Below are 17,907 nucleotides of genomic sequence, written 5' to 3'. Positions count from 1 at the left end.
TGATAGCCAGCCCCCCGAGATCGGGGAGCTGGGCGTGGATGACTCACTGCTTGGGTTGCAGCTTCATCTCTTGCAGATACTCCAGCACCTGGGTTTTGTAGTCCGCCTGATAGGAGAACTTGGTGCTGTCGCACGCCGCGATCAGGTTCACCGCGGTGCAGAACAGAGTTGCCGCCAGCAGCCCCTTGCCAACCCACTGCGGATAACGACGGCTCCAGCGCACCAGCAACAGCAGGATCGGGAACAGGGCGTAGGGGAAAATCAGCATCAGGTGCCAGTAGTTGAAAATGATGGGCGAGAGCGCCGCACTCACCAGCACCGCCAGCACCGCCGCCAGCGCATAGAGACCGAGCCAGCTTTCACCATCCACTGGAGCACGGTCGCTGCGCAGCAGACGCGGCTTGAGTTCGCGCCACAGCTGCCAGTTGGCCTTGGCCGCCAGCAATACGGTCGCCGAGCCTACCCCGTAGATCACCACCCGCCACAGCCAGACTGCCGCCATCTGCAGGTATTCGTGCCCAGCCAGCCAGATGAACTGGGTGTCGTTGACCAGCTTGCTGGCAAATAGCCAGGAGCCGTAACGCAGCCAGTAGAGCACCGATTTCAACACCGGATAGACATGCACCAGCCCCCAGCCGATATAGCGCTGGCGCGCCTCGGGATCGACGTTCTGGGTGATATGGCTGTTGCTCATCACTTCCATGACGTAAGGGATCAGGGAGGCACCGATCAGCAGAGTAGCCACCACCACCCCGCTCCAGCTCACCTTGAGAGTGCGGCGCCAGAACAGATAGGTGGACATTACCGCCAGCAGCGGCCAGGAGTAGTGCAGTTGCATCGCCATGCCGATGGCCAGCAGGTGAACGATCATGTGCCAGAAGGAGGCCCGCTCACGCATATGCCAGGCAGACCAGCAGTGCATGGCCGAGAAGAGGAACAGATAGGAGGGGTTGTAGAGCAGACTCTCGTACTGGAACCAGGGGTTGAGCCAGCAGAGCACCAGAAACAGCAGACGCACCCTGTCATCAAACACCTGACGAATCACTGCATCAAACAGCAGGAATCCGACCAACCGCATCGCCAGTAGCAACACCATGGGGGCATAGGGAGAATCCCACAGCAGCAGCGGCCCGCCAATCAGCCAGGCCGACAAGCTCCCCGGCACATTGCCCACAGCACTCGCCGCATTGCCATAGCTGAGCCAGACCCCCTCATAAGCCCCAAGGTAACCCTTGTAGAGCATCTGGGTCTGGTCGCCGGTGAGGAGTTGGTGATCGGAAAACAGCCAGGAAAGCAGCAGCCCGGCAAATATACAGGCCGCGAATAATGCGTTATTGTTTCTTCCGAGAAAGTCCATTACTATGCCACACCCATAGCAAGAAAATAGCTTTCAATTTCACTTTCTAATGAAAACACTTCTCTGGCTAACTCTATATTTTTCCTTGCATTACTCAACTCAAACTCATAGTTATCAAGAATTTCTTTAATTTTTTCATTTAATTTTTTTACATCCCCATTGGGAATAATATGAATATAAAAACCTAACTCAACAAATTCTTTAAAAACCGTATTGTCATAAGTAATACATACCAAACCTGCACCCAATGCTTCAACTAATGCGTTTCCCAACCCCTCACCATAACTGGGAAAAACAAATAAACCATGTTTCCACAGCTCATTTTTAACTATGGTTGGCTCAAGATAGCCTGTGAAGTGATATTTTTCCACATCTGACGCTGGAATTGCTGACTTTAATTCATCAATATACGCAGGCTCCCCTCCACCCACAATATAAACATTTATATTTATATCTTTTGTGGCTATAATGAGATCTTTATGTCCCTTACCATCAACCACACGAGATACATTGATTATTGATTTTTGCCGTTCAACTCCATCCATTTTAACATCAAGAAAATCCGTACCGGCATAAATTCTAGTGACGACTGATGATGGTGAAACAGGGATTATTTTCTTTATATTTTCGACTATATGCTGGCTAATGCCAACATGCACGTTGACACAGCTATAAAAAAGTCTATGCAGTGGATCTTTTTTACTAGACCCCATTGTTGTCCCATATCGAATTGCTAATTTCAATCTACCCCTGAATATCATCTTTGCAAAAAAAATTGATTTAATTTCTGATGTACCCAAAAATATGGCATTATTTATATAAAACTCCTTGAAAATGTTTAATAAAGACCATATCAAGCTAACGCTTAATTTAGTTTTAAAGTTCACTGCACGAAATGGTATGCCTTGAGCTTCTGCATAATTTTGTAGCTCAGAGCCATCCTTGCATATCAACACTGTTTTACACTTTATATTAAAAGATTTTGCAAGCTTTAATGCATCAAGCTCCATCCCTCCCCAATAATGGGAGAGACAGATTATCGCAATGCTTTTATTTTTGTAATCATTTGATACCATTAGGCCCACCAAAAACTATCGACATGAATATGACCAATGAAGAAAAAACAAATGTTGAACCTGAATTATGCCCCAGAAAAGCTTGACTAAGAGAATAATCAATACAACTAAAGACTGTTACAATAACCAATGCGGCTCCACAGTGTACATCTATATCATGGGGCGCGCGTAAACGCCTTTTTACCAAGAAGAGCGGGGTTAAAAGTATTAATAGAAAAGCCACAAGGCCGATAATGCCACGTTTTGCCATTTCATCAAGAAACTGGTTATGGGCATGGTAGTTAAAGTCGTAGATAAACTGGCTGATCTCACCTTGCCCAAGTTGCTCTTGCTGTGAGATTCGAATCCCATGGTTTCCCCAACCAAACAACGGCTTTTGGGTAAAACTCTGCCAAGCGCTCTGCCATAGCTGGAGTCTGATCCCCAGAGAGGTGTTGAGATTTGTCTTGTCAAGATACTGGCTAATATCGTGCTGAGCCTGCTCAATCCGAGCCTCTACACCACTCTGTGGCTGAAGAACTAGAATTCCCCCGCACAGCAAGATACAAGTAATCAGAGCGATTGACCCCTTTCTATAGAGGTACTCTTTGAACACCATGCCAATGGTGAGTAAAATCACAGGGAGTAATACCCAGCCTCCGCGGGTACCTGAAAGGAAACTCGCCCCCATCCCACCGCAAGCTCCCAATAACATAAAGAGCGAGAATGCCAACCTTTCTTTCTTTTGTGCCCAAAACATACCGCAGAGGCAAAATAGTCCCAATGACATTGCAATATTGCCACTCTGGATTGGCATCATATCGCTAAAAGCCCGCTCATAACCCAAAACAAACTTGTCATAAACTGCGATGCCAAAAGCCAAAATAGAACCAATACCAATGCCAGATAACAACATTGGAAGACGTACCGGCACGCGGGCCAGTAGAGGCAACATGGCCGCAGCCATCAATGCTCGGCTAGCCCTATCAATCTCGCTTATCCTGCCTCCATCCAGCCATACCGATATCGACATAACTACGAAATAAAAAACAAACGCCAGACTAATAATCTTCAATTCAAATGGCAACGACAAAGCAGAGGAACGTTTGCAAATAATAAAACCCAACCCTGCCAGCAGCAATAATCCTGGGCCGTAGGAGTAGCCACTGGGCATTGTCAACGCTAGAGCCCCAAAAAGAAAAGCAGATAGCTGAACGAGAAGTGGAAATATATTTCTTCGGTTTAAAAAGAAATGACTCCCAATGATTGTCGGATTTTTTTCTAATGACATTTGTTTTTCCACGGCAACATTATTTTCTGAAAACATAGTTCCCCCTGATTTTACGCCACAGCCCGAATACATCGGTTCGGGGGAAGATAGCAATCCGGCGGATCTGGTAGGGGTCCTGGTGCATCGCTTTGGGGCCGCTATTGGTAGCAACGGCAAAACGATACCCGGCGGCGATAGCCTGCTCCTTGGCACTCTCGTTCATATCTCCGTAAGGGTAGGCAAACGAGAGCAGCGGATGGCCAAGCAGGGCCTCCAGTTGGCGTTTATTCTCCTGAATTTCATGGGCTTGTTGTTCGGGTGTGAGCTTGCTCAAGCGGGGGTGAGTCAGGGTATGACCACCAATTTCCACATGACCGCTGGCGGCCAGCGCCTTGACCTGCTCACCACTCATCAATGAGACCTTGGTGTCCGGATTGGTCGGATGCTCCACATCCCAACGGTTATAGCCTTCACCGGTAACCACGTACACCACGGCTTTATAACCATATTTTTCCAGCAGCGGCAGCATGCGGGTCAGGTTGTCCTGATAGCCGTCATCGGCGGTGATCATCAGGTACTTCTTGCCGTATTGCAGACGGTGGATAAAGCTTTTGTCCGCCAAATCGCGGAAAGTCAGGGTTTCGTAGCCTAGCCACTTCATCAGTCGCAGATGCTTCTCGAACATGGTGATCGGCATCCAGGTGCCATGCACCCCTTTCTCGCTATCCTGCTCGATAAAACGGTGGTACATGATAACCGGCATCTCGCGGCGCAGGGTTTCGACTACAGCATCCTGATAGATGGCTTCGAGGCCGGAGACCACCCCCTGCAAGCCATACTCATCCTGAATGCGTTGGCGAATGACTTCCGGCACCACCTTGCTGGCCAGAGCGGATTTGATCTCGCCCTTCAGCGCAGCAAAATCGATAGCCAGATCCTTGGGGCCGATATCGCCAAAATTACTCGCCAGCGCCTCGTCCAGATTCTGTTCGGTCACCAGACCAATGGCCCTGGCTTCACCAATGGCAAAGGCGGGCCGACCACAGAGCAGTGCTTCCATCGCCACCCGACCGGCACCTATCACCAAATCGCTGCCAGCCAGCAGAGCGGGAACATCATCGACGTACCCAACAAACTCGGCACGGCCTTCGAAACGGGCAAAGCGCTCCGGAACCTTGGTACCGCTGACAATCCGCACCTTGCAGGCATCCAGATCGAGTACCTCGTCGAGCAGACGGTAACAGAGCTCCCCTTTGGGGCCGCTCAAACGGCCAATGATGGCAATCACCAGCTTTGGATTATCCGGCGCAGGCACAGGCTGGAATTTGTCGGTTTCGATACCGTTGCGCAGCACCTGCACAATCGCGGGATCCACTCCCAGATTGTCGACTATCTGATGGGCAATATCTTCACAAACGGCAACCGCCCGATAGCCGAGTGCATGGAACGCCTTGCGCGAAGCGTGCACCGGCTGGCGACCATGCACCGTGGTGATCATCGGGGTGCCAGTCAGCTTGCAAGCCACATAGCTGCTCCAGCCGGAGGCGCGGGAGTGAGCATGCACCAACTGGATATGGTGCTTTTTGATGAGATAGATAAGGTAAAAGACGTGCCAGAAACGGCGCAAGATGCTGCGCTTGTTGAATCGAAGCTTGAAGACGGGGCCAAGGGTCGGCTTGGTCAGGGTATCTGACACATAAAAGACGTTGTGACCACGCCGGGTCAGTTCGTTACCGACCGTGGTGGCATAGACCTCAGCTCCCGTTACCTCGAGCTGGGAGAGTGCCATCAATATATTCATCGCGCGGTTACCCGGTAGAGAAGAGAGGAACGGCAAGCAGCCACAGAGACCAGAAACCGGAAGCAGGCGAGTGCCCACTTCCGGTTTTGCGCTCAAACTGCCGCGTTGTGCTCACCCGTTAGCGGTTGAGCCAGGCCATGTAATCCGCTACCCCTTCGGCAACGGTTTTGAACTCGGCGTCATAACCGACACTGCGCAGCTTGGTCATGTCAGCCTGGGTGAAGCTCTGGTAGCGGCCCTTGAGGTGATCCGGGAAGGGAATGTACTCGATGGCACCCTTCTGATGATGCTTGATCACCGCTTCGGCCACGTTCTGGAACGGCTCGGCACGGCCGGTACCACAGTTGAAGATGCCGGAGTGCTGCGGGTTCTGCCAGAACCAGAGGTTTACCTTGCAGACGTCGTCGATATAGATGAAGTCACGCATCTGACCACCGTTCGGGAAGCCATCGCAACCTTCGAACAGCTTGGGATTCTCGCCCTTCTTCACCTGGGTATTGAGGTGGAAGGCAACGGAGGCCATGGAGCCTTTATGCTGCTCGCGCGGGCCGTAGACGTTGAAGTACTTGAGGCCGACAACCTGAGAGTTGATCTCCGGCATCCAGCGGCGCACGTACTGGTCAAACAGCTGCTTGGAGTAGCCGTAGACGTTGAGCGGCTGTTCGAACTTGGGATCTTCGATGAAGTTGTCGTTGCGGCCACCGTAGGTCGCGGCAGAAGAGGCGTAAATGAACGGGATTTCACGCTCGATGCAGTAGTGGAACAGATCCTTGGAGTACTCGTAGTTGACCTCCATGATGAACTTGCCATTCCACTCGGTGGTAGCAGAGCAGGCACCTTCGTGGAAGATCACCTCGATGCCGTTGTCCCACTCTTCAAACTCGTCACCGGAGACGATCCGAGCCTGAAACTCGTCTTTGTCCATGTAGTCAGCGATGGTCAGATCGACCAGGTTGACGAACTTGGTGCCGTCGGTCAGGTCATCAATGACCACGATATCGGTCCGTCCTTGAGCGTTCAGCTGCTTGACCAGATTGCTGCCGATAAAGCCAGCACCGCCAGTTACTACGATCATGGAGTTTGCCTCTCGTACGTTGATGGCTACATGTGACTGCTTGTTAAAGCTGTGTATAGTGAGCCAATTTGAAATTGCCGAAAAGTTTATCACGGGCCGTCCGGGGATTCGACCTTGTTCAAAACTACCCCGAGCGGAACCTGTTGGAGGAATGAGTGATGAAAACCAGAGACAGGATCATTCACAGCGCGACCGAGCTGTTCAACGATCAGGGTGAACGCAACATCACCACCAACCACATTGCGGCGCATATGGGCATCAGCCCGGGCAACCTCTACTACCACTTCCGCAATAAAGAAGACATCATCCACTCCATCTTCGACCAGTATGCCCGTCACCTGAGCGAGAGCTTCGTGCCGACCCGCAACCGTGAAATCACCCTGCAGGATCTGATGGGCTATCTCGATGCCATCTTCTATCTGATGTGGCAGTTCCGCTTCTTCTACGCCAATCTGCCGGACATCCTGAGCCGCGACGAACCACTGCAACAGAAGTACCTCAAGGCCCAAGAGCAGATGCGCTCCTCCGTGGTCGCCCTGCTCAGAAGCCTGCGCGAAGGCGGCATCATCGATGTCAGCGATGAAGACCTGCCGGATCTGGGCCAGACCATCAAGATGGTGGTGACCTGCTGGATCCCCTTCCAGATTGCCCAGGCCCCCAACACCCGCATCACCAAACCGCTGCTCTATCAGGGCGTGTTGAAGGTGCTGTTCCTGCTGCGCCCCTATGTGCAACCCCAGGTGGCCGGACAGATCCAGCAGCTGGAACAGCACTACCGTCAGCTGGCCCAACCAGCTGGGTGAGATCTGTTTCACATTTGTTGAATATCAGCACAATCATTTGAATTTACCGCAACAGATTGCAGTAAAATGTCGCCCTCTGTTGATACGCAGCTGAAATAGCCACTAAGGATCGAGGATGTCTAACGGATTCTATCGTCACCTGACCGAGCAACTGAACCAGGTGCAAGCTGAAGGGTTGTACAAGCAGGAGCGCATCATCACCTCCGCCCAGCAGGCCAGCATCGCCGTCGGCGGTGAGCAGGTGCTGAACTTCTGTGCCAACAACTATCTTGGGCTGGCCAACCACCCGGATCTGATCGCCGCCGCCCATCAGGGACTCGACAGCCACGGCTTCGGCATGGCCTCGGTACGCTTCATCTGCGGCACCCAGGATCAGCACAAAGCGCTGGAGCAGAAGATGTCTGCCTTCCTCGGCACCGAAGACACCATCCTCTACTCCTCCTGTTTCGATGCCAACGGCGGCCTGTTCGAGACCCTGTTCGGCGCCGAAGATGCCATCATCTCCGATGCCCTCAACCACGCCTCCATCATCGACGGCGTGCGGCTGTGCAAGGCCAAGCGCTATCGCTACGCCAACAACGACATGGCCGAGCTGGAAGCCCAGCTCAAGCAGGCTGACGCCGATGGCGCCCGCTTCAAGCTGATCGCCACCGACGGCGTCTTCTCCATGGATGGGGTCATCGCCGACCTCAAATCCATCTGCGATCTGGCGGACAAATACGATGCGCTGGTGATGGTGGATGACTCCCATGCCGTCGGCTTTATCGGCGAGAATGGTCGTGGCACCCACGAATATTGCGGCGTGATGGATCGGGTCGACATCATCACCGGCACCCTGGGCAAGGCGCTCGGCGGCGCATCCGGCGGCTATACCTCCGGCAAGAAAGAGGTGATCGACTGGCTGCGTCAGCGCTCCCGCCCGTACCTCTTCTCCAACTCGCTGGCCCCCTCCATCGTTGCCGCCACTATCAAGGTGATCGACATGCTGGCGGAAGGTCACGACCTGCGCGCACGTCTGAAAGAGAACAGCCGTTACTTCCGCGAGCGGATGAGCGCCGCCGGCTTCACTCTGGCTGGCGCCGACCACGCCATCATTCCGGTGATGCTGGGGGATGCCAAGCTAGCCTCCGAAATGGCGAGCCGCATGCTGGCAGCCGGCATCTATGTGGTGGGCTTCTCCTTCCCGGTCGTGCCCAAGGGCCAGGCGCGCATTCGCACCCAGATGTCTGCCGCTCACACCCGCGAGCAGCTGGACAAGGCGATCAACGCCTTTATCCGCATCGGCCGTGAACTCGGCGTTATCTGATTTGAATCAAGGGGCAGCAGCCCCTTTTTTCTGCATTCATATTGAAGGAACAGCCATGAAAGCACTCTCCAAACTGCACAAAGAGGTCGGCATCTGGATGACGGATGTACCGGCCCCCGAGCTCGGCCACAACGACCTGCTGATCAAGATCCGCAAAACCGCCATCTGCGGCACCGATATCCACATCTACAACTGGGACGAGTGGTCCCAGAAGACCATTCCGGTACCCATGGTGGTCGGCCATGAATATGTTGGGGAAGTGGTCGCCATCGGTCAGGAGGTGCGCGGCTTCACCATCGGCGATCGGGTCTCCGGTGAAGGGCACATCACCTGCGGTCACTGCCGTAACTGCCGCGCTGGCCGCACTCACCTCTGCCGCAACACCATTGGTGTTGGCGTCAACCGCCCGGGCGCCTTTGCCGAGTATCTGGTGATCCCCGCATTCAACGCCTTCAAGCTGCCGGACAACATCCCGGACGAGCTGGCCGCCATCTTCGACCCGTTCGGCAATGCGGTGCACACCGCCCTCTCCTTCGATCTGGTGGGTGAAGATGTGCTCATCACCGGGGCAGGCCCCATCGGCATCATGGCCGCCGCCGTCTGCCGCCATGTGGGTGCGCGCCACGTGGTGATCACCGACGTCAACGAATACCGGCTGGAGCTGGCCCGCAAGATGGGCGCCACCCGCGCGGTCAACGTGGCCAAGGAGAAGCTGGCCGACGTGATGAGCGAGCTGGGCATGACCGAAGGGTTCGATGTGGGGCTGGAGATGTCCGGCGTCCCGAGCGCCTTCCAGGAGATGCTCGACAAGATGAACCACGGCGGCAAGATCGCCATGCTCGGCATTCCCCCCTCCACCATGGCCATCGACTGGAACAAGGTGATCTTCAAGGGGCTGTTTATCAAAGGGATCTATGGCCGCGAGATGTTCGAGACCTGGTACAAAATGGCCAGCCTGATCCAGTCCGGGCTGGATCTCTCCCCCATCATCACCCACAGATTCCACATCGACGAATTCCAGCAAGGGTTCGATGCGATGCGCTCCGGCCACTCCGGCAAGGTGATCCTGAGCTGGGATAAATAACCCATTTCACCCCTTGGTTACTCGAAACCCGGCGAATGCCGGGTTTCTTTTTATCTCCACCACCCAAATTGCCGTGATATCGGCCAAAACTTTGTACGCAGAGTGTTTAACACTTCACACACAAGCGTTTAAATGGCTGTAACTATTCGGTTATAATCCCGTCGTTTACATGGATAATAAAAGACTGCTGGGAGTATATGAGCGTGTTGAAAAAACTGAGCTATTTGCTGGCTGTCGGGATGACGGCCGCCAGCTTGTCTGGGGCAGTGCTTGCTGCCGATGAAATGTCACCGGAAGCCATTGCCGAGCGGATCAAACCAATCGGTCAGGTCTATACCGCCAAGGATCTGGAAGGTATTGCCGGCGCGAGTGCTGCACCGACTGCGGCCGCCTCTTCCGGTCCCCGCGATGGCGAAACGGTATACAAGGGCGCCTGCTTTGCCTGTCACGACACCGGCGCCGCTGGTGCCCCCAAACGGGGTGACAAGGCAGCCTGGGATCCTCGCATCGCCCAGGGCATTGATACTCTCAAGAAACATGCCATTGAAGGCTTTACCGGCAAGTCCGGCATGATGCCTCCGCGCGGCACTTGTGCAAACTGTAGTGATGAAGAGATTGAAAACGCCATCCACTACATGATCGACAAGCTGTAAGTATTTGAAAGGGCCGCAATTGCGGCCCTTTCAATCTATCGGCTTCCGACTACTCTTGTAAGGTAGACATATCGGGAGTTGCACATGTCGGCCCAATCCATCGAACCCCACTACTCAACTCCTCTGTTGGCGTTGGTCTCTGCCATTATGGACTTCCCGGCGCCACAAACCGCCACATCTGACGATTACGATGCCCTGATCCAGCAGATTGACCAACTCTGCCCGCTGCAACATTTCGGCATGCTGGGCCTCTCCGATACCGGTCTGAACTGGCTTTACGCCTACAAGGTCAGCGACATCTTCAAGCAACAGCTGGGCCGTGAGCAGTCCCGCATCACCGATCAGCTCACCCAGCTGGATGAGGCCGAAGGGTGGTGCGTCTTCCCCATCGAGCATGGCCAGATACAGTGGTTGCTGGCGCGCGGCACCCCCGCCGGCCTGCCGACCCTGCGCCTGCTGCTGGAGTGTCTGGCCAAGCGGCTGACCGAAACCCAGGCGGGATCCCATCTCACCGAGCTGCCTTCGCCGCTGATTCGCAAAGACCCGAACTGGAAAAAGAAAATCGAGAGCATCAGCCGCATCATGCGGCTCGCCAATACCCTGCCGGCTCAGGCGCTCTTCTCCCAACTGGAAGCGGTACTGCGCCAGATGCTCACCATCGAGGACATGCTGCTGGTCAGGTTAACCAGTCAGAAGCTGGAAAAGATCTACCCTGCCCATCCCCATCAGGGAGACGAGTTCATCAGCGGCTTGTGCCACAGCACCAGCAATATCGAGGTGAGCAGGGAGTCCCGCTACTGGCACAGCATGCCGCTGCGGCTGCAACAACAGTACTTCGCCCACTTCATCATCAGCACGGCTCAACCGCTGGAGACCGACGACAAGCTGTTTCTCGACTTTCTGCGTGGCCAGCTCACCCTGCTGCTGGAGCTGAGACGGATCCGCCAGCAGCTCAACGACATCAATACCGAAGACTCCATCAACCAGCGGCTGCAACAGCTGCGTCAGACCAACCTCAGGCTGCAAAAGCAGCTCAAGCAGCATCAGGAGCTGGAACGGCGGCTGCAATTCGATGCGCTTCACGACCCGCTGACCCAGCTGCCCAACCGCGCACTGTTGATGAACCACCTCAACCACGCCATGACCCACTACAACCGCTACAAGTCACCGGGATTCGCGGTGATTTTTATCGATGTGGATCATTTCAAGCAGATCAATGACACCCTGGGCCACAGTGCTGGCGATCAGCTGCTCAAGGAGGTGAGCCGACGCCTGCAGACCTGCATCCGGCAAAACGATCTGGTGGCCAGACTGGGGGGCGACGAGTTTGTCATCTATCTGGACAGCAGCAAGAGCGACGATGACATCAGCCCGGTGCTCAACCGCATTATCAGCCGTCTCTCCTACCCGTTCCGGCTACTCGGCAACGAGTTGAGCATTACCGTCAGCCTTGGGGTATCGAGCGTCTCCGAGCAAACCTCAGATATCAGCCAGCTGCTCCATCAGGCCGATCTGGCCATGTATCAGGCCAAGCGCAATGGTCGCAGTCGCATCGTCAGCTACTCGGATGATTGCATCAACCAGAACTGGAATTCGCCGGAAGAGATGCTGGCCAGAGCCCTGCGGGAGGGGCGTATCGTCCCCTACTTCCAGCCGGTGATCCGGCTGCAGGATAGCCGCCTGACCGGACTGGAGGTGATGGCGCGCTGGCTGACCGAGGAGGGGATTCTGAAGGATGCGTTCGACTTTATTCCGCTGGCAGAGCAGTGCGGTCTGATACTGGAGCTGGATTACCAGATCCTGCGTCACACCTGCCAACAGCTGAAGAACTGGCTGCCAATCTCCGGGCAGGGCAAGTTCAAGGTCGCCATCAATCTGTCGGGCAAGCATCTGGTCAACCATGACCACATCATGCGGCTGATGGGAATTATCGAAGAGGAAGGGGTCGCCCCCGGCTATCTGATTTTTGAATTCAACGAGCGGGAGCTGTCGCGACAAGATTCCGATGCACTGGCATCCCTGCATGACCTGAGGGCCAAGGGTATCCAGATCAGCCTCGATGATTTTGGTACTGGCTTCTCCTCTCTCAACGCCCTGTTCCACTTCCCGGTGGATTACATCAAGGTGGATGACAGCTTTACCCAGCGGATGCTGCAATCGCCCAAAGATTTGGCGCTGATCCGCGCCATGCGGGATATCTGTCAGGATCTCGATTACACCCTGGTAGTCGAGGGGATCGAGAACCAGCAGCAATTGCAGAAGCTGATTGATATCGGCTGCCGGATGGGGCAAGGGCGCTATATCTCTCCGCCCATGCCGGGAGCAGACATAGTGCCGCTACTGACCCCGGCCAATCCTTAGGGTTAATCCTTCTTGAACAACGCCCGCAGGTTGGCAACACCGACCTGCCCCTTCTGCTGGCGCTCCTCGGCAGTCACCTTCTTCTGGTTTTCCCATTCAAGGTCATCCTGCGGCAGCTCCAGCAGGAAGCGGCTCGGCTCCGGACGTACCGACTCGCCAAACTGACGCCGCTCCTTGCAGAGGGTGAAGGTCAGTTCGGTCTGAGCCCGGGTGATCCCCACGTAGGCGAGACGTCGCTCTTCCTCCACATTATCTTCATCGATGCTGGTCTGGTGAGGCAGCAAGCCTTCCTCCATCCCCACCATGTAGACATAGGGGAACTCCAGCCCCTTTGAGGCATGCAGCGTCATCAACTGCACCTGATCCGCATCATCCTCCCCTTCGTTGCGCTCCATCATGTCGCGCAGGGTGAGGCGAGTGACCACCTGAGCCAGCGTCATCGACTCCTCCAGCTCATCCCCTTCCAGCATCTCGGTGATCCAGCGATAGAGGGTGGAGACGTTCTGCATCCGCATCTCGGCCGCTTTCGGACTGGGCGAGGTCTCGTAGAGCCACTCTTCGTAGTGGATCTCCTTGATCATGTCCCGCACCGCTTCCACCGGATTGCCACGCAGCGCTTGATCGCCAAGGCGCACCAGCCAGTTGGTGAAGGCCTGCAGGGCCACGAGTCCGCGCCCGGAGAGATGCTGTTCCAGCCCCAGCTCGAAGCTGGCAGCAAACAGACTTTTGCCGCGCTGGTTGGCGTATTGGCCCAGCTTCTCCAGCGTGGTGGGACCGATCTCGCGGCGCGGCAGGTTGACCACCCTCAGGAAGGCGGTGTCCTCATCCGGATTCACCAGCAGCTTGAGGTAGGCCATGATGTCCTTGATCTCGGTGCGGGAGAAGAACGAGGTGCCGCCGGAGATACGGTAAGGAATCCGGTTGGTCATCAGCGCCTTCTCGAAGATGCGCGACTGATGGTTACCCCGATAGAGGATGGCGTAATCCTTGAACCGGGTGCGGTTCATAAACTTGTGGCCCATCATCTCGGCGGCGATCCGCTCCGCCTCGTGCTCCTCGTTCTTGGCGAGCAACACCTTGAGCTTCACCCCCTCATCCAATTCGGAGAAGAGCGCCTTGTCATAGACGTGCGGGTTGTTGGCGATCAGGATGTTGGCGCACTTGAGGATCCGCCGCTTGGAGCGGTAGTTCTGCTCCAGCTTGATCAGCTTGAGGCTGGGGAAATCTTCACTCAGCAGCACCAGATTCTGCGGCTTGGCACCGCGCCAGGAGTAGATGGACTGGTCATCATCCCCTACCACGGTAAAACGTGCCCGCTCGCCGACGATCTGCTTCACCAGCTCGTACTGGCTGGTATTGGTGTCTTGGTACTCATCGACCAGCAGATAGCGGATCTTGTTCTGCCAGCGCTCACGCACCTCCTGATTGCTCTTGAGCAGCAGGGTCGGCATCACGATGAGGTCGTCAAAATCCAGCGCGTTATAGGCCACCATCTGCCGGTGATAGCGCTCGTAGAGCTGAGCCATCAGCACCTCTTCCGGCCCACGGGCGATGCGCATGGCGCGGGCTGGCAGGATAAGGTCGTTCTTCCAGTTGGAGATTTGGCTGATAAGGGCCGAGAGCTTGTCCTTGTCGTTGTCGAGCTCGTCTTCAGTCAATTCTTTCAGCAGAGCCAGCTGATCGGTATCGTCGAACAGGGAGAAGTTGGCCTTGAGATTCAGGCTCTTGTGCTCCCGGCGGATGATCTCGAGCCCCAGAGTATGGAAGGTGGAGACCATCAGCCCCCGCGCCTCCTTGCGCCCCAAAGTCTGGCCGACCCGCTCCTTCATCTCCCGCGCCGCCTTGTTGGTAAAGGTGACCGCAGCTATGTTGCGCGCACTGTAGCCGCACTGCTGCACCAGATAGGCAATCTTGTTGGTTATGACACGGGTCTTGCCCGACCCGGCACCCGCCAGCACCAGGCAAGGGCCGGAAACATACTTGACCGCTTCGTTCTGATTGGGGTTGAGCTTCATGGGCCGGATCTCTTGGCTTATGATGAGGGGCGGCATTGTACCAGAAATCACCCGATGAGCCGTACCTGATGCAAGGCATGCAACCGCCATTCCGGCTTATCGCGCCTTGTGTTCGGGCGCTATTTTCAGGATCATGGCCGACCTTCGAAATGATGACTTTTTCCAGATAGTGAGGGGAGCATGAATCAGCAACAGCACAACCAACTGCGCAGCCAGTTTCCGGCCTTGGCGCAGGAGGTAAACGGCCACCCTCTGGTCTATCTGGACAACGCCGCCACCACCCAGAAACCACAAGCGGTACTGGATGCCATCGCTCACTACTATCGGGTCGACAACGCCAACGTGCACCGTGCCGCCCACGCCCTGAGTGGCCGCGCGACCCGCGCCTTCGAAGATGCCCGCGAAACGGTCGCCCGCTTTATCAATGCGCCTCACTCTCGCGAGGTGATCTGGACCCGCGGCACCACAGAGGCGATCAATCTGGTGGCCCAGAGCTGGGGGATGAGCGAGCTCAAGGCGGGGGATGAAATCATCCTCAGCACGCTGGAACACCACGCCAATATTGTCCCGTGGCAACTGGTCGCCCAGCGCACCGGCGCAGTCATCCGGGTTATCCCCCTTGATGAGCGGGGCAATCTTGATCTGGCCGCCTATCACGCCATGCTGGGGCCACGCACCCGACTGGTCAGCATGGCCCACGTCTCGAATGCCCTCGGTACTGTCAATCCGGTCACCCGGATGGTGGCTGCCGCCAAAGCGGTTGGCGCCGTGACGCTGATCGACGGCGCCCAGGCGGTGGCTCATCTCGAGGTGGATGTGCAAGCCATCGGTTGCGACTTCTACGCCTTCTCCGGTCATAAACTCTATGGCCCGACCGGCATCGGCGTGTTATGGGGCCGCACCGAGCTGTTGGAGCGGATGCCGCCCTGGCAAGCAGGTGGTGAAATGATCGACCGGGTCAGTTTCAGCGGCACCACCTTCAATAGCCTGCCCTTCAAATTCGAGGCGGGCACCCCCCATATCGCTGGCGCAATCGGCCTCGCCGCCGCCATCGACTTTGTGATGGCGCAAGATCGGCAATGGCTCGCCAGCCATGAGCAGACACTGACCGACTATCTGGTCGCTGGCCTGCAACAGGTGCCGGGGCTGCGTCTGGTCGGCGAACCTGGCCAACGCGCCGGTGCGGTCTCTTTCTTGCTCGAGGATATCCACCCGCAGGATGCCGCCACCCTGCTCGACATGCAGGGTATCGCCCTGCGAGTCGGCCATCACTGTGCCATGCCGCTGATGGAATCGCTCGGGATCGGTGGCACGATGCGTGCTTCGCTGGCCTGCTACAACAATCGGGATGATGTCGACGCCCTGCTGGCCGCCCTGCATAAACTCAGTGACTTCTTCTAAGGCAGACAACCGAATGAGTGACCTTGCAAGCTATACCCAGATTGGCCTTGAGCCCAACACCGACAGCATACGCCAGCAGTTTGCTGCCGCTCACGGCTGGGAGAACCAGTACCGGCTCATCATCCAGCTCGGCAAGCAGTTGCCGGTGCTACCCAGCGAATGGCAGCAGGAAGAATTCCGCCTCAAGGGGTGTGAAAGCCAGGCCTGGTTGAAGGGAGAACAAAGCGAGGATGGCTGCTGGCACTTTGCCTGTGATTCCGATGCCCGCATCGTGCGTGGCCTTATCGTCATCGTGCTGGCGGCACTCAACCACCAATCGTCTACGGCGATCCAGGCTTTTGATATGGAAGGGTATTTCAGCGAACTGGGGCTTGAGAAACACTTGAGCCCGTCACGAGGTAACGGGCTCAGAGCGATCGTGCTGGCGATCCGGGAGCAGGCAGTCTAATCCGCTTTGTGCAGAGGTCGATTAGGCTTCGCTAATCGACCCTACTTCTTCATTCCCGGCATCTTTCTCGGCGCGGGCACCCCGCTCGGCAATTTTCTTCAATACCCGGGACGTGGCAACCAGCCCGAAGGTTGCCGTCACCGGCGTCACAGCGCCAAAGCCGGAGGCGCAATCCATCTTCATGGTGCCATCGCTGGCCGCCTTGGCCTGACAGGTACCGCCATTGCCATCCGGATAACTCAACTGCTCGGTTGAGAAGACACACTCCACCCCGAATTTGCGCGCCGGATTCTTGCTGAAGTTGTGCAACCGGCGCAGGTCGGAGCGCACCTTGGCCGCCAACGGGTCTTGAATAGTCTTGGCCAGATCCGCCACAGTGATCTGGGTCGGATCCATCTGCCCGCCAGCACCTCCCGCCACAATCACCGGGATTTTGTTGCGCTTGCAGAAGGCAATCAGCGCCACCTTGGCCTTGACCGAGTCGATGGCGTCCACCACATAGTCAAACTCCCGCTTGATATGCTCGGCCAGATTGTCGGCGGTGACGAAATCGTCTACCTCGATCACGTCGCAATCCGGATTGATAGCGCGAATGCGCTCGGCCATAACCTCGGTCTTGAGGCGACCAACCGTCCCCTGCATAGCGTGGATCTGGCGATTGGTGTTGGTGATACAGATATCGTCCATGTCGATCAGGGTGATCTGGTTGATACCGGCACGGGCCAGCGCCTCGGCTGCCCAGGAGCCCACACCGCCGATCCCCACCACACAGACCTTGGCCTGGCTAAAGGAACGCAGCGCGCTCTGACCATAAAGACGGGCAATACCCCCGAATCGCTGTAGATATTCTGCTTTCATACCACCACCTTGCTTGAGGGCGGCCATTATAGCGACAACCACCGCCAGCGGCGATGGCATAACCGGAGAAAATCGGGGAGGAAAAACAGAGAAAACGGCAGGGAAGAGAGAATAAAAGGTCAATTATCAGCCGACTTTCTGAATGGCAGCCAATAAAAAACCCCGCTCGATGAGCGGGGTTTCTTGTATTGGGTGCCTGGCAGTGTCCTACTCTCGCATGGCGAATGCCACACTACCATCGGCGCTACCGCGTTTCACTTCTGAGTTCGGCATGGGATCAGGTGGTTCCACGGCGCTATTGCCGCCAGGCAAATTCTTTAATCTAGAAAGCTGACGTGAGTAGTGATGTTGCGCTTGGCTTGTCACTATCACTGAATTTGAGTAGTTCGCTTGGTATCTGTTACAAGCCTTAGAACACTT

At 55.8% G+C, this 17,907-nt stretch carries 14 protein-coding genes and 1 rRNA gene; 7 read left to right on the top strand and 8 right to left on the bottom strand.

What is annotated here, in order from left to right:
• Positions 1-43: 43 nt before the first annotated feature.
• The 5 genes from AB5Z02_RS01160 to rfaD form a co-directional block, all read right to left on the bottom strand.
• On the bottom strand, positions 44-1,243 hold the full coding sequence (locus tag AB5Z02_RS01160) for a 3-deoxy-D-manno-octulosonic acid transferase (RefSeq protein WP_362787043.1): 1,200 nt from the start codon (positions 1,241-1,243) through the stop codon (positions 44-46).
• A gap of 116 nt (positions 1,244-1,359) precedes the next feature.
• On the bottom strand, positions 1,360-2,367 hold the full coding sequence (locus AB5Z02_RS01155) for a glycosyltransferase family 4 protein (RefSeq protein ID WP_368215029.1): 1,008 nt from the start codon (positions 2,365-2,367) through the stop codon (positions 1,360-1,362).
• Between the two features lie 52 nt (positions 2,368-2,419).
• On the bottom strand, positions 2,420-3,739 hold the full coding sequence (locus AB5Z02_RS01150) for an O-antigen ligase (RefSeq protein ID WP_230599610.1): 1,320 nt from the start codon (positions 3,737-3,739) through the stop codon (positions 2,420-2,422).
• A complete protein-coding gene (locus AB5Z02_RS01145) occupies positions 3,723-5,483 on the bottom strand; it encodes a polysaccharide deacetylase family protein (protein ID WP_368215027.1) in 1,761 nt (586 codons plus the stop codon). The genes AB5Z02_RS01150 and AB5Z02_RS01145 overlap by 17 nt, the downstream gene beginning before the upstream one ends.
• Positions 5,484-5,601: 118 nt before the next feature.
• On the bottom strand, positions 5,602-6,558 hold the full coding sequence (gene rfaD, locus AB5Z02_RS01140; protein WP_005340846.1) for an ADP-glyceromanno-heptose 6-epimerase: 957 nt from the start codon (positions 6,556-6,558) through the stop codon (positions 5,602-5,604).
• 158 nt (positions 6,559-6,716) lie between these two features.
• Here rfaD and AB5Z02_RS01135 point away from each other — a divergent pair, with 158 nt between their 5' ends.
• The 5 genes from AB5Z02_RS01135 (at position 6,717) to AB5Z02_RS01115 (ending at position 12,765) form a co-directional block, all read left to right on the top strand.
• Complete coding sequence (locus AB5Z02_RS01135; protein ID WP_005340848.1) at positions 6,717-7,361, top strand: TetR/AcrR family transcriptional regulator; 645 nt, start codon at positions 6,717-6,719, stop codon at positions 7,359-7,361.
• A gap of 115 nt (positions 7,362-7,476) precedes the next feature.
• The gene (locus tag AB5Z02_RS01130) at positions 7,477-8,667 is read left to right on the top strand and encodes a glycine C-acetyltransferase (protein ID WP_265776511.1); all 1,191 of its coding nucleotides are present in this window, start codon (positions 7,477-7,479) and stop codon (positions 8,665-8,667) included.
• A 55-nt stretch (positions 8,668-8,722) separates the two neighbouring features.
• Complete coding sequence (gene tdh, locus AB5Z02_RS01125; protein WP_368215025.1) at positions 8,723-9,751, top strand: L-threonine 3-dehydrogenase; 1,029 nt, start codon at positions 8,723-8,725, stop codon at positions 9,749-9,751.
• A 197-nt stretch (positions 9,752-9,948) separates the two neighbouring features.
• The gene (locus AB5Z02_RS01120) at positions 9,949-10,404 is read left to right on the top strand and encodes a cytochrome c5 family protein (protein WP_041234042.1); all 456 of its coding nucleotides are present in this window, start codon (positions 9,949-9,951) and stop codon (positions 10,402-10,404) included.
• 84 nt (positions 10,405-10,488) lie between these two features.
• The gene (locus AB5Z02_RS01115; protein WP_368215023.1) at positions 10,489-12,765 is read left to right on the top strand and encodes a putative bifunctional diguanylate cyclase/phosphodiesterase; all 2,277 of its coding nucleotides are present in this window, start codon (positions 10,489-10,491) and stop codon (positions 12,763-12,765) included.
• A 2-nt stretch (positions 12,766-12,767) separates the two neighbouring features.
• Here AB5Z02_RS01115 and rep read toward each other — a convergent pair whose 3' ends face one another.
• Positions 12,768-14,780 carry a DNA helicase Rep gene (rep, locus tag AB5Z02_RS01110; protein ID WP_368215022.1) on the bottom strand — a complete coding sequence of 671 codons (2,013 nt, stop codon included), beginning with the start codon at positions 14,778-14,780 and terminating at the stop codon, positions 12,768-12,770.
• 180 nt (positions 14,781-14,960) lie between these two features.
• Between rep and AB5Z02_RS01105 the strand changes: the two genes are divergently transcribed.
• On the top strand, positions 14,961-16,181 hold the full coding sequence (locus AB5Z02_RS01105; protein WP_231721668.1) for a SufS family cysteine desulfurase: 1,221 nt from the start codon (positions 14,961-14,963) through the stop codon (positions 16,179-16,181).
• A 13-nt stretch (positions 16,182-16,194) separates the two neighbouring features.
• Positions 16,195-16,629 carry a SufE family protein gene (locus tag AB5Z02_RS01100; RefSeq protein WP_231721667.1) on the top strand — a complete coding sequence of 145 codons (435 nt, stop codon included), beginning with the start codon at positions 16,195-16,197 and terminating at the stop codon, positions 16,627-16,629.
• Between the two features lie 21 nt (positions 16,630-16,650).
• Here AB5Z02_RS01100 and tcdA read toward each other — a convergent pair whose 3' ends face one another.
• Positions 16,651-17,487 carry a tRNA cyclic N6-threonylcarbamoyladenosine(37) synthase TcdA gene (gene tcdA, locus AB5Z02_RS01095; RefSeq protein ID WP_231721666.1) on the bottom strand — a complete coding sequence of 279 codons (837 nt, stop codon included), beginning with the start codon at positions 17,485-17,487 and terminating at the stop codon, positions 16,651-16,653.
• A 194-nt stretch (positions 17,488-17,681) separates the two neighbouring features.
• Positions 17,682-17,796 (bottom strand): 5S ribosomal RNA (gene rrf, locus AB5Z02_RS01090).
• Positions 17,797-17,907 lie beyond the last annotated feature (111 nt).

The sequence above is a fragment of the Aeromonas sp. R2-3 genome, from assembly GCF_040908375.1.
Lineage (GTDB): Bacteria > Pseudomonadota > Gammaproteobacteria > Enterobacterales > Aeromonadaceae > Aeromonas > Aeromonas veronii.
Note: the sequence above shows the minus strand (reverse complement) of the source record. Positions and strands in the feature narration are given on the sequence as shown.

Bases quoted from the DNA above. Each gene is read 5' to 3' on its own strand.
- AB5Z02_RS01160 (WP_362787043.1), bottom strand. From the start codon at position 1,243: ATGCTCTACAAGGGTTACCTTGGGGCTTATGAGGGGGTCTGGCTCAGC.
- AB5Z02_RS01155 (WP_368215029.1), bottom strand. From the start codon at position 2,367: ATGGAGCTTGATGCATTAAAGCTTGCAAAATCTTTTAATATAAAGTGT.
- AB5Z02_RS01150 (WP_230599610.1), bottom strand. From the start codon at position 3,739: ATGTTTTCAGAAAATAATGTTGCCGTGGAAAAACAAATGTCATTAGAA.
- AB5Z02_RS01145 (WP_368215027.1), bottom strand. From the start codon at position 5,483: ATGAATATATTGATGGCACTCTCCCAGCTCGAGGTAACGGGAGCTGAG.
- rfaD (WP_005340846.1), bottom strand. From the start codon at position 6,558: ATGATCGTAGTAACTGGCGGTGCTGGCTTTATCGGCAGCAATCTGGTC.
- AB5Z02_RS01135 (WP_005340848.1), top strand. From the start codon at position 6,717: ATGAAAACCAGAGACAGGATCATTCACAGCGCGACCGAGCTGTTCAAC.
- AB5Z02_RS01130 (WP_265776511.1), top strand. From the start codon at position 7,477: ATGTCTAACGGATTCTATCGTCACCTGACCGAGCAACTGAACCAGGTG.
- tdh (WP_368215025.1), top strand. From the start codon at position 8,723: ATGAAAGCACTCTCCAAACTGCACAAAGAGGTCGGCATCTGGATGACG.
- AB5Z02_RS01120 (WP_041234042.1), top strand. From the start codon at position 9,949: ATGAGCGTGTTGAAAAAACTGAGCTATTTGCTGGCTGTCGGGATGACG.
- AB5Z02_RS01115 (WP_368215023.1), top strand. From the start codon at position 10,489: ATGTCGGCCCAATCCATCGAACCCCACTACTCAACTCCTCTGTTGGCG.
- rep (WP_368215022.1), bottom strand. From the start codon at position 14,780: ATGAAGCTCAACCCCAATCAGAACGAAGCGGTCAAGTATGTTTCCGGC.
- AB5Z02_RS01105 (WP_231721668.1), top strand. From the start codon at position 14,961: ATGAATCAGCAACAGCACAACCAACTGCGCAGCCAGTTTCCGGCCTTG.
- AB5Z02_RS01100 (WP_231721667.1), top strand. From the start codon at position 16,195: ATGAGTGACCTTGCAAGCTATACCCAGATTGGCCTTGAGCCCAACACC.
- tcdA (WP_231721666.1), bottom strand. From the start codon at position 17,487: ATGAAAGCAGAATATCTACAGCGATTCGGGGGTATTGCCCGTCTTTAT.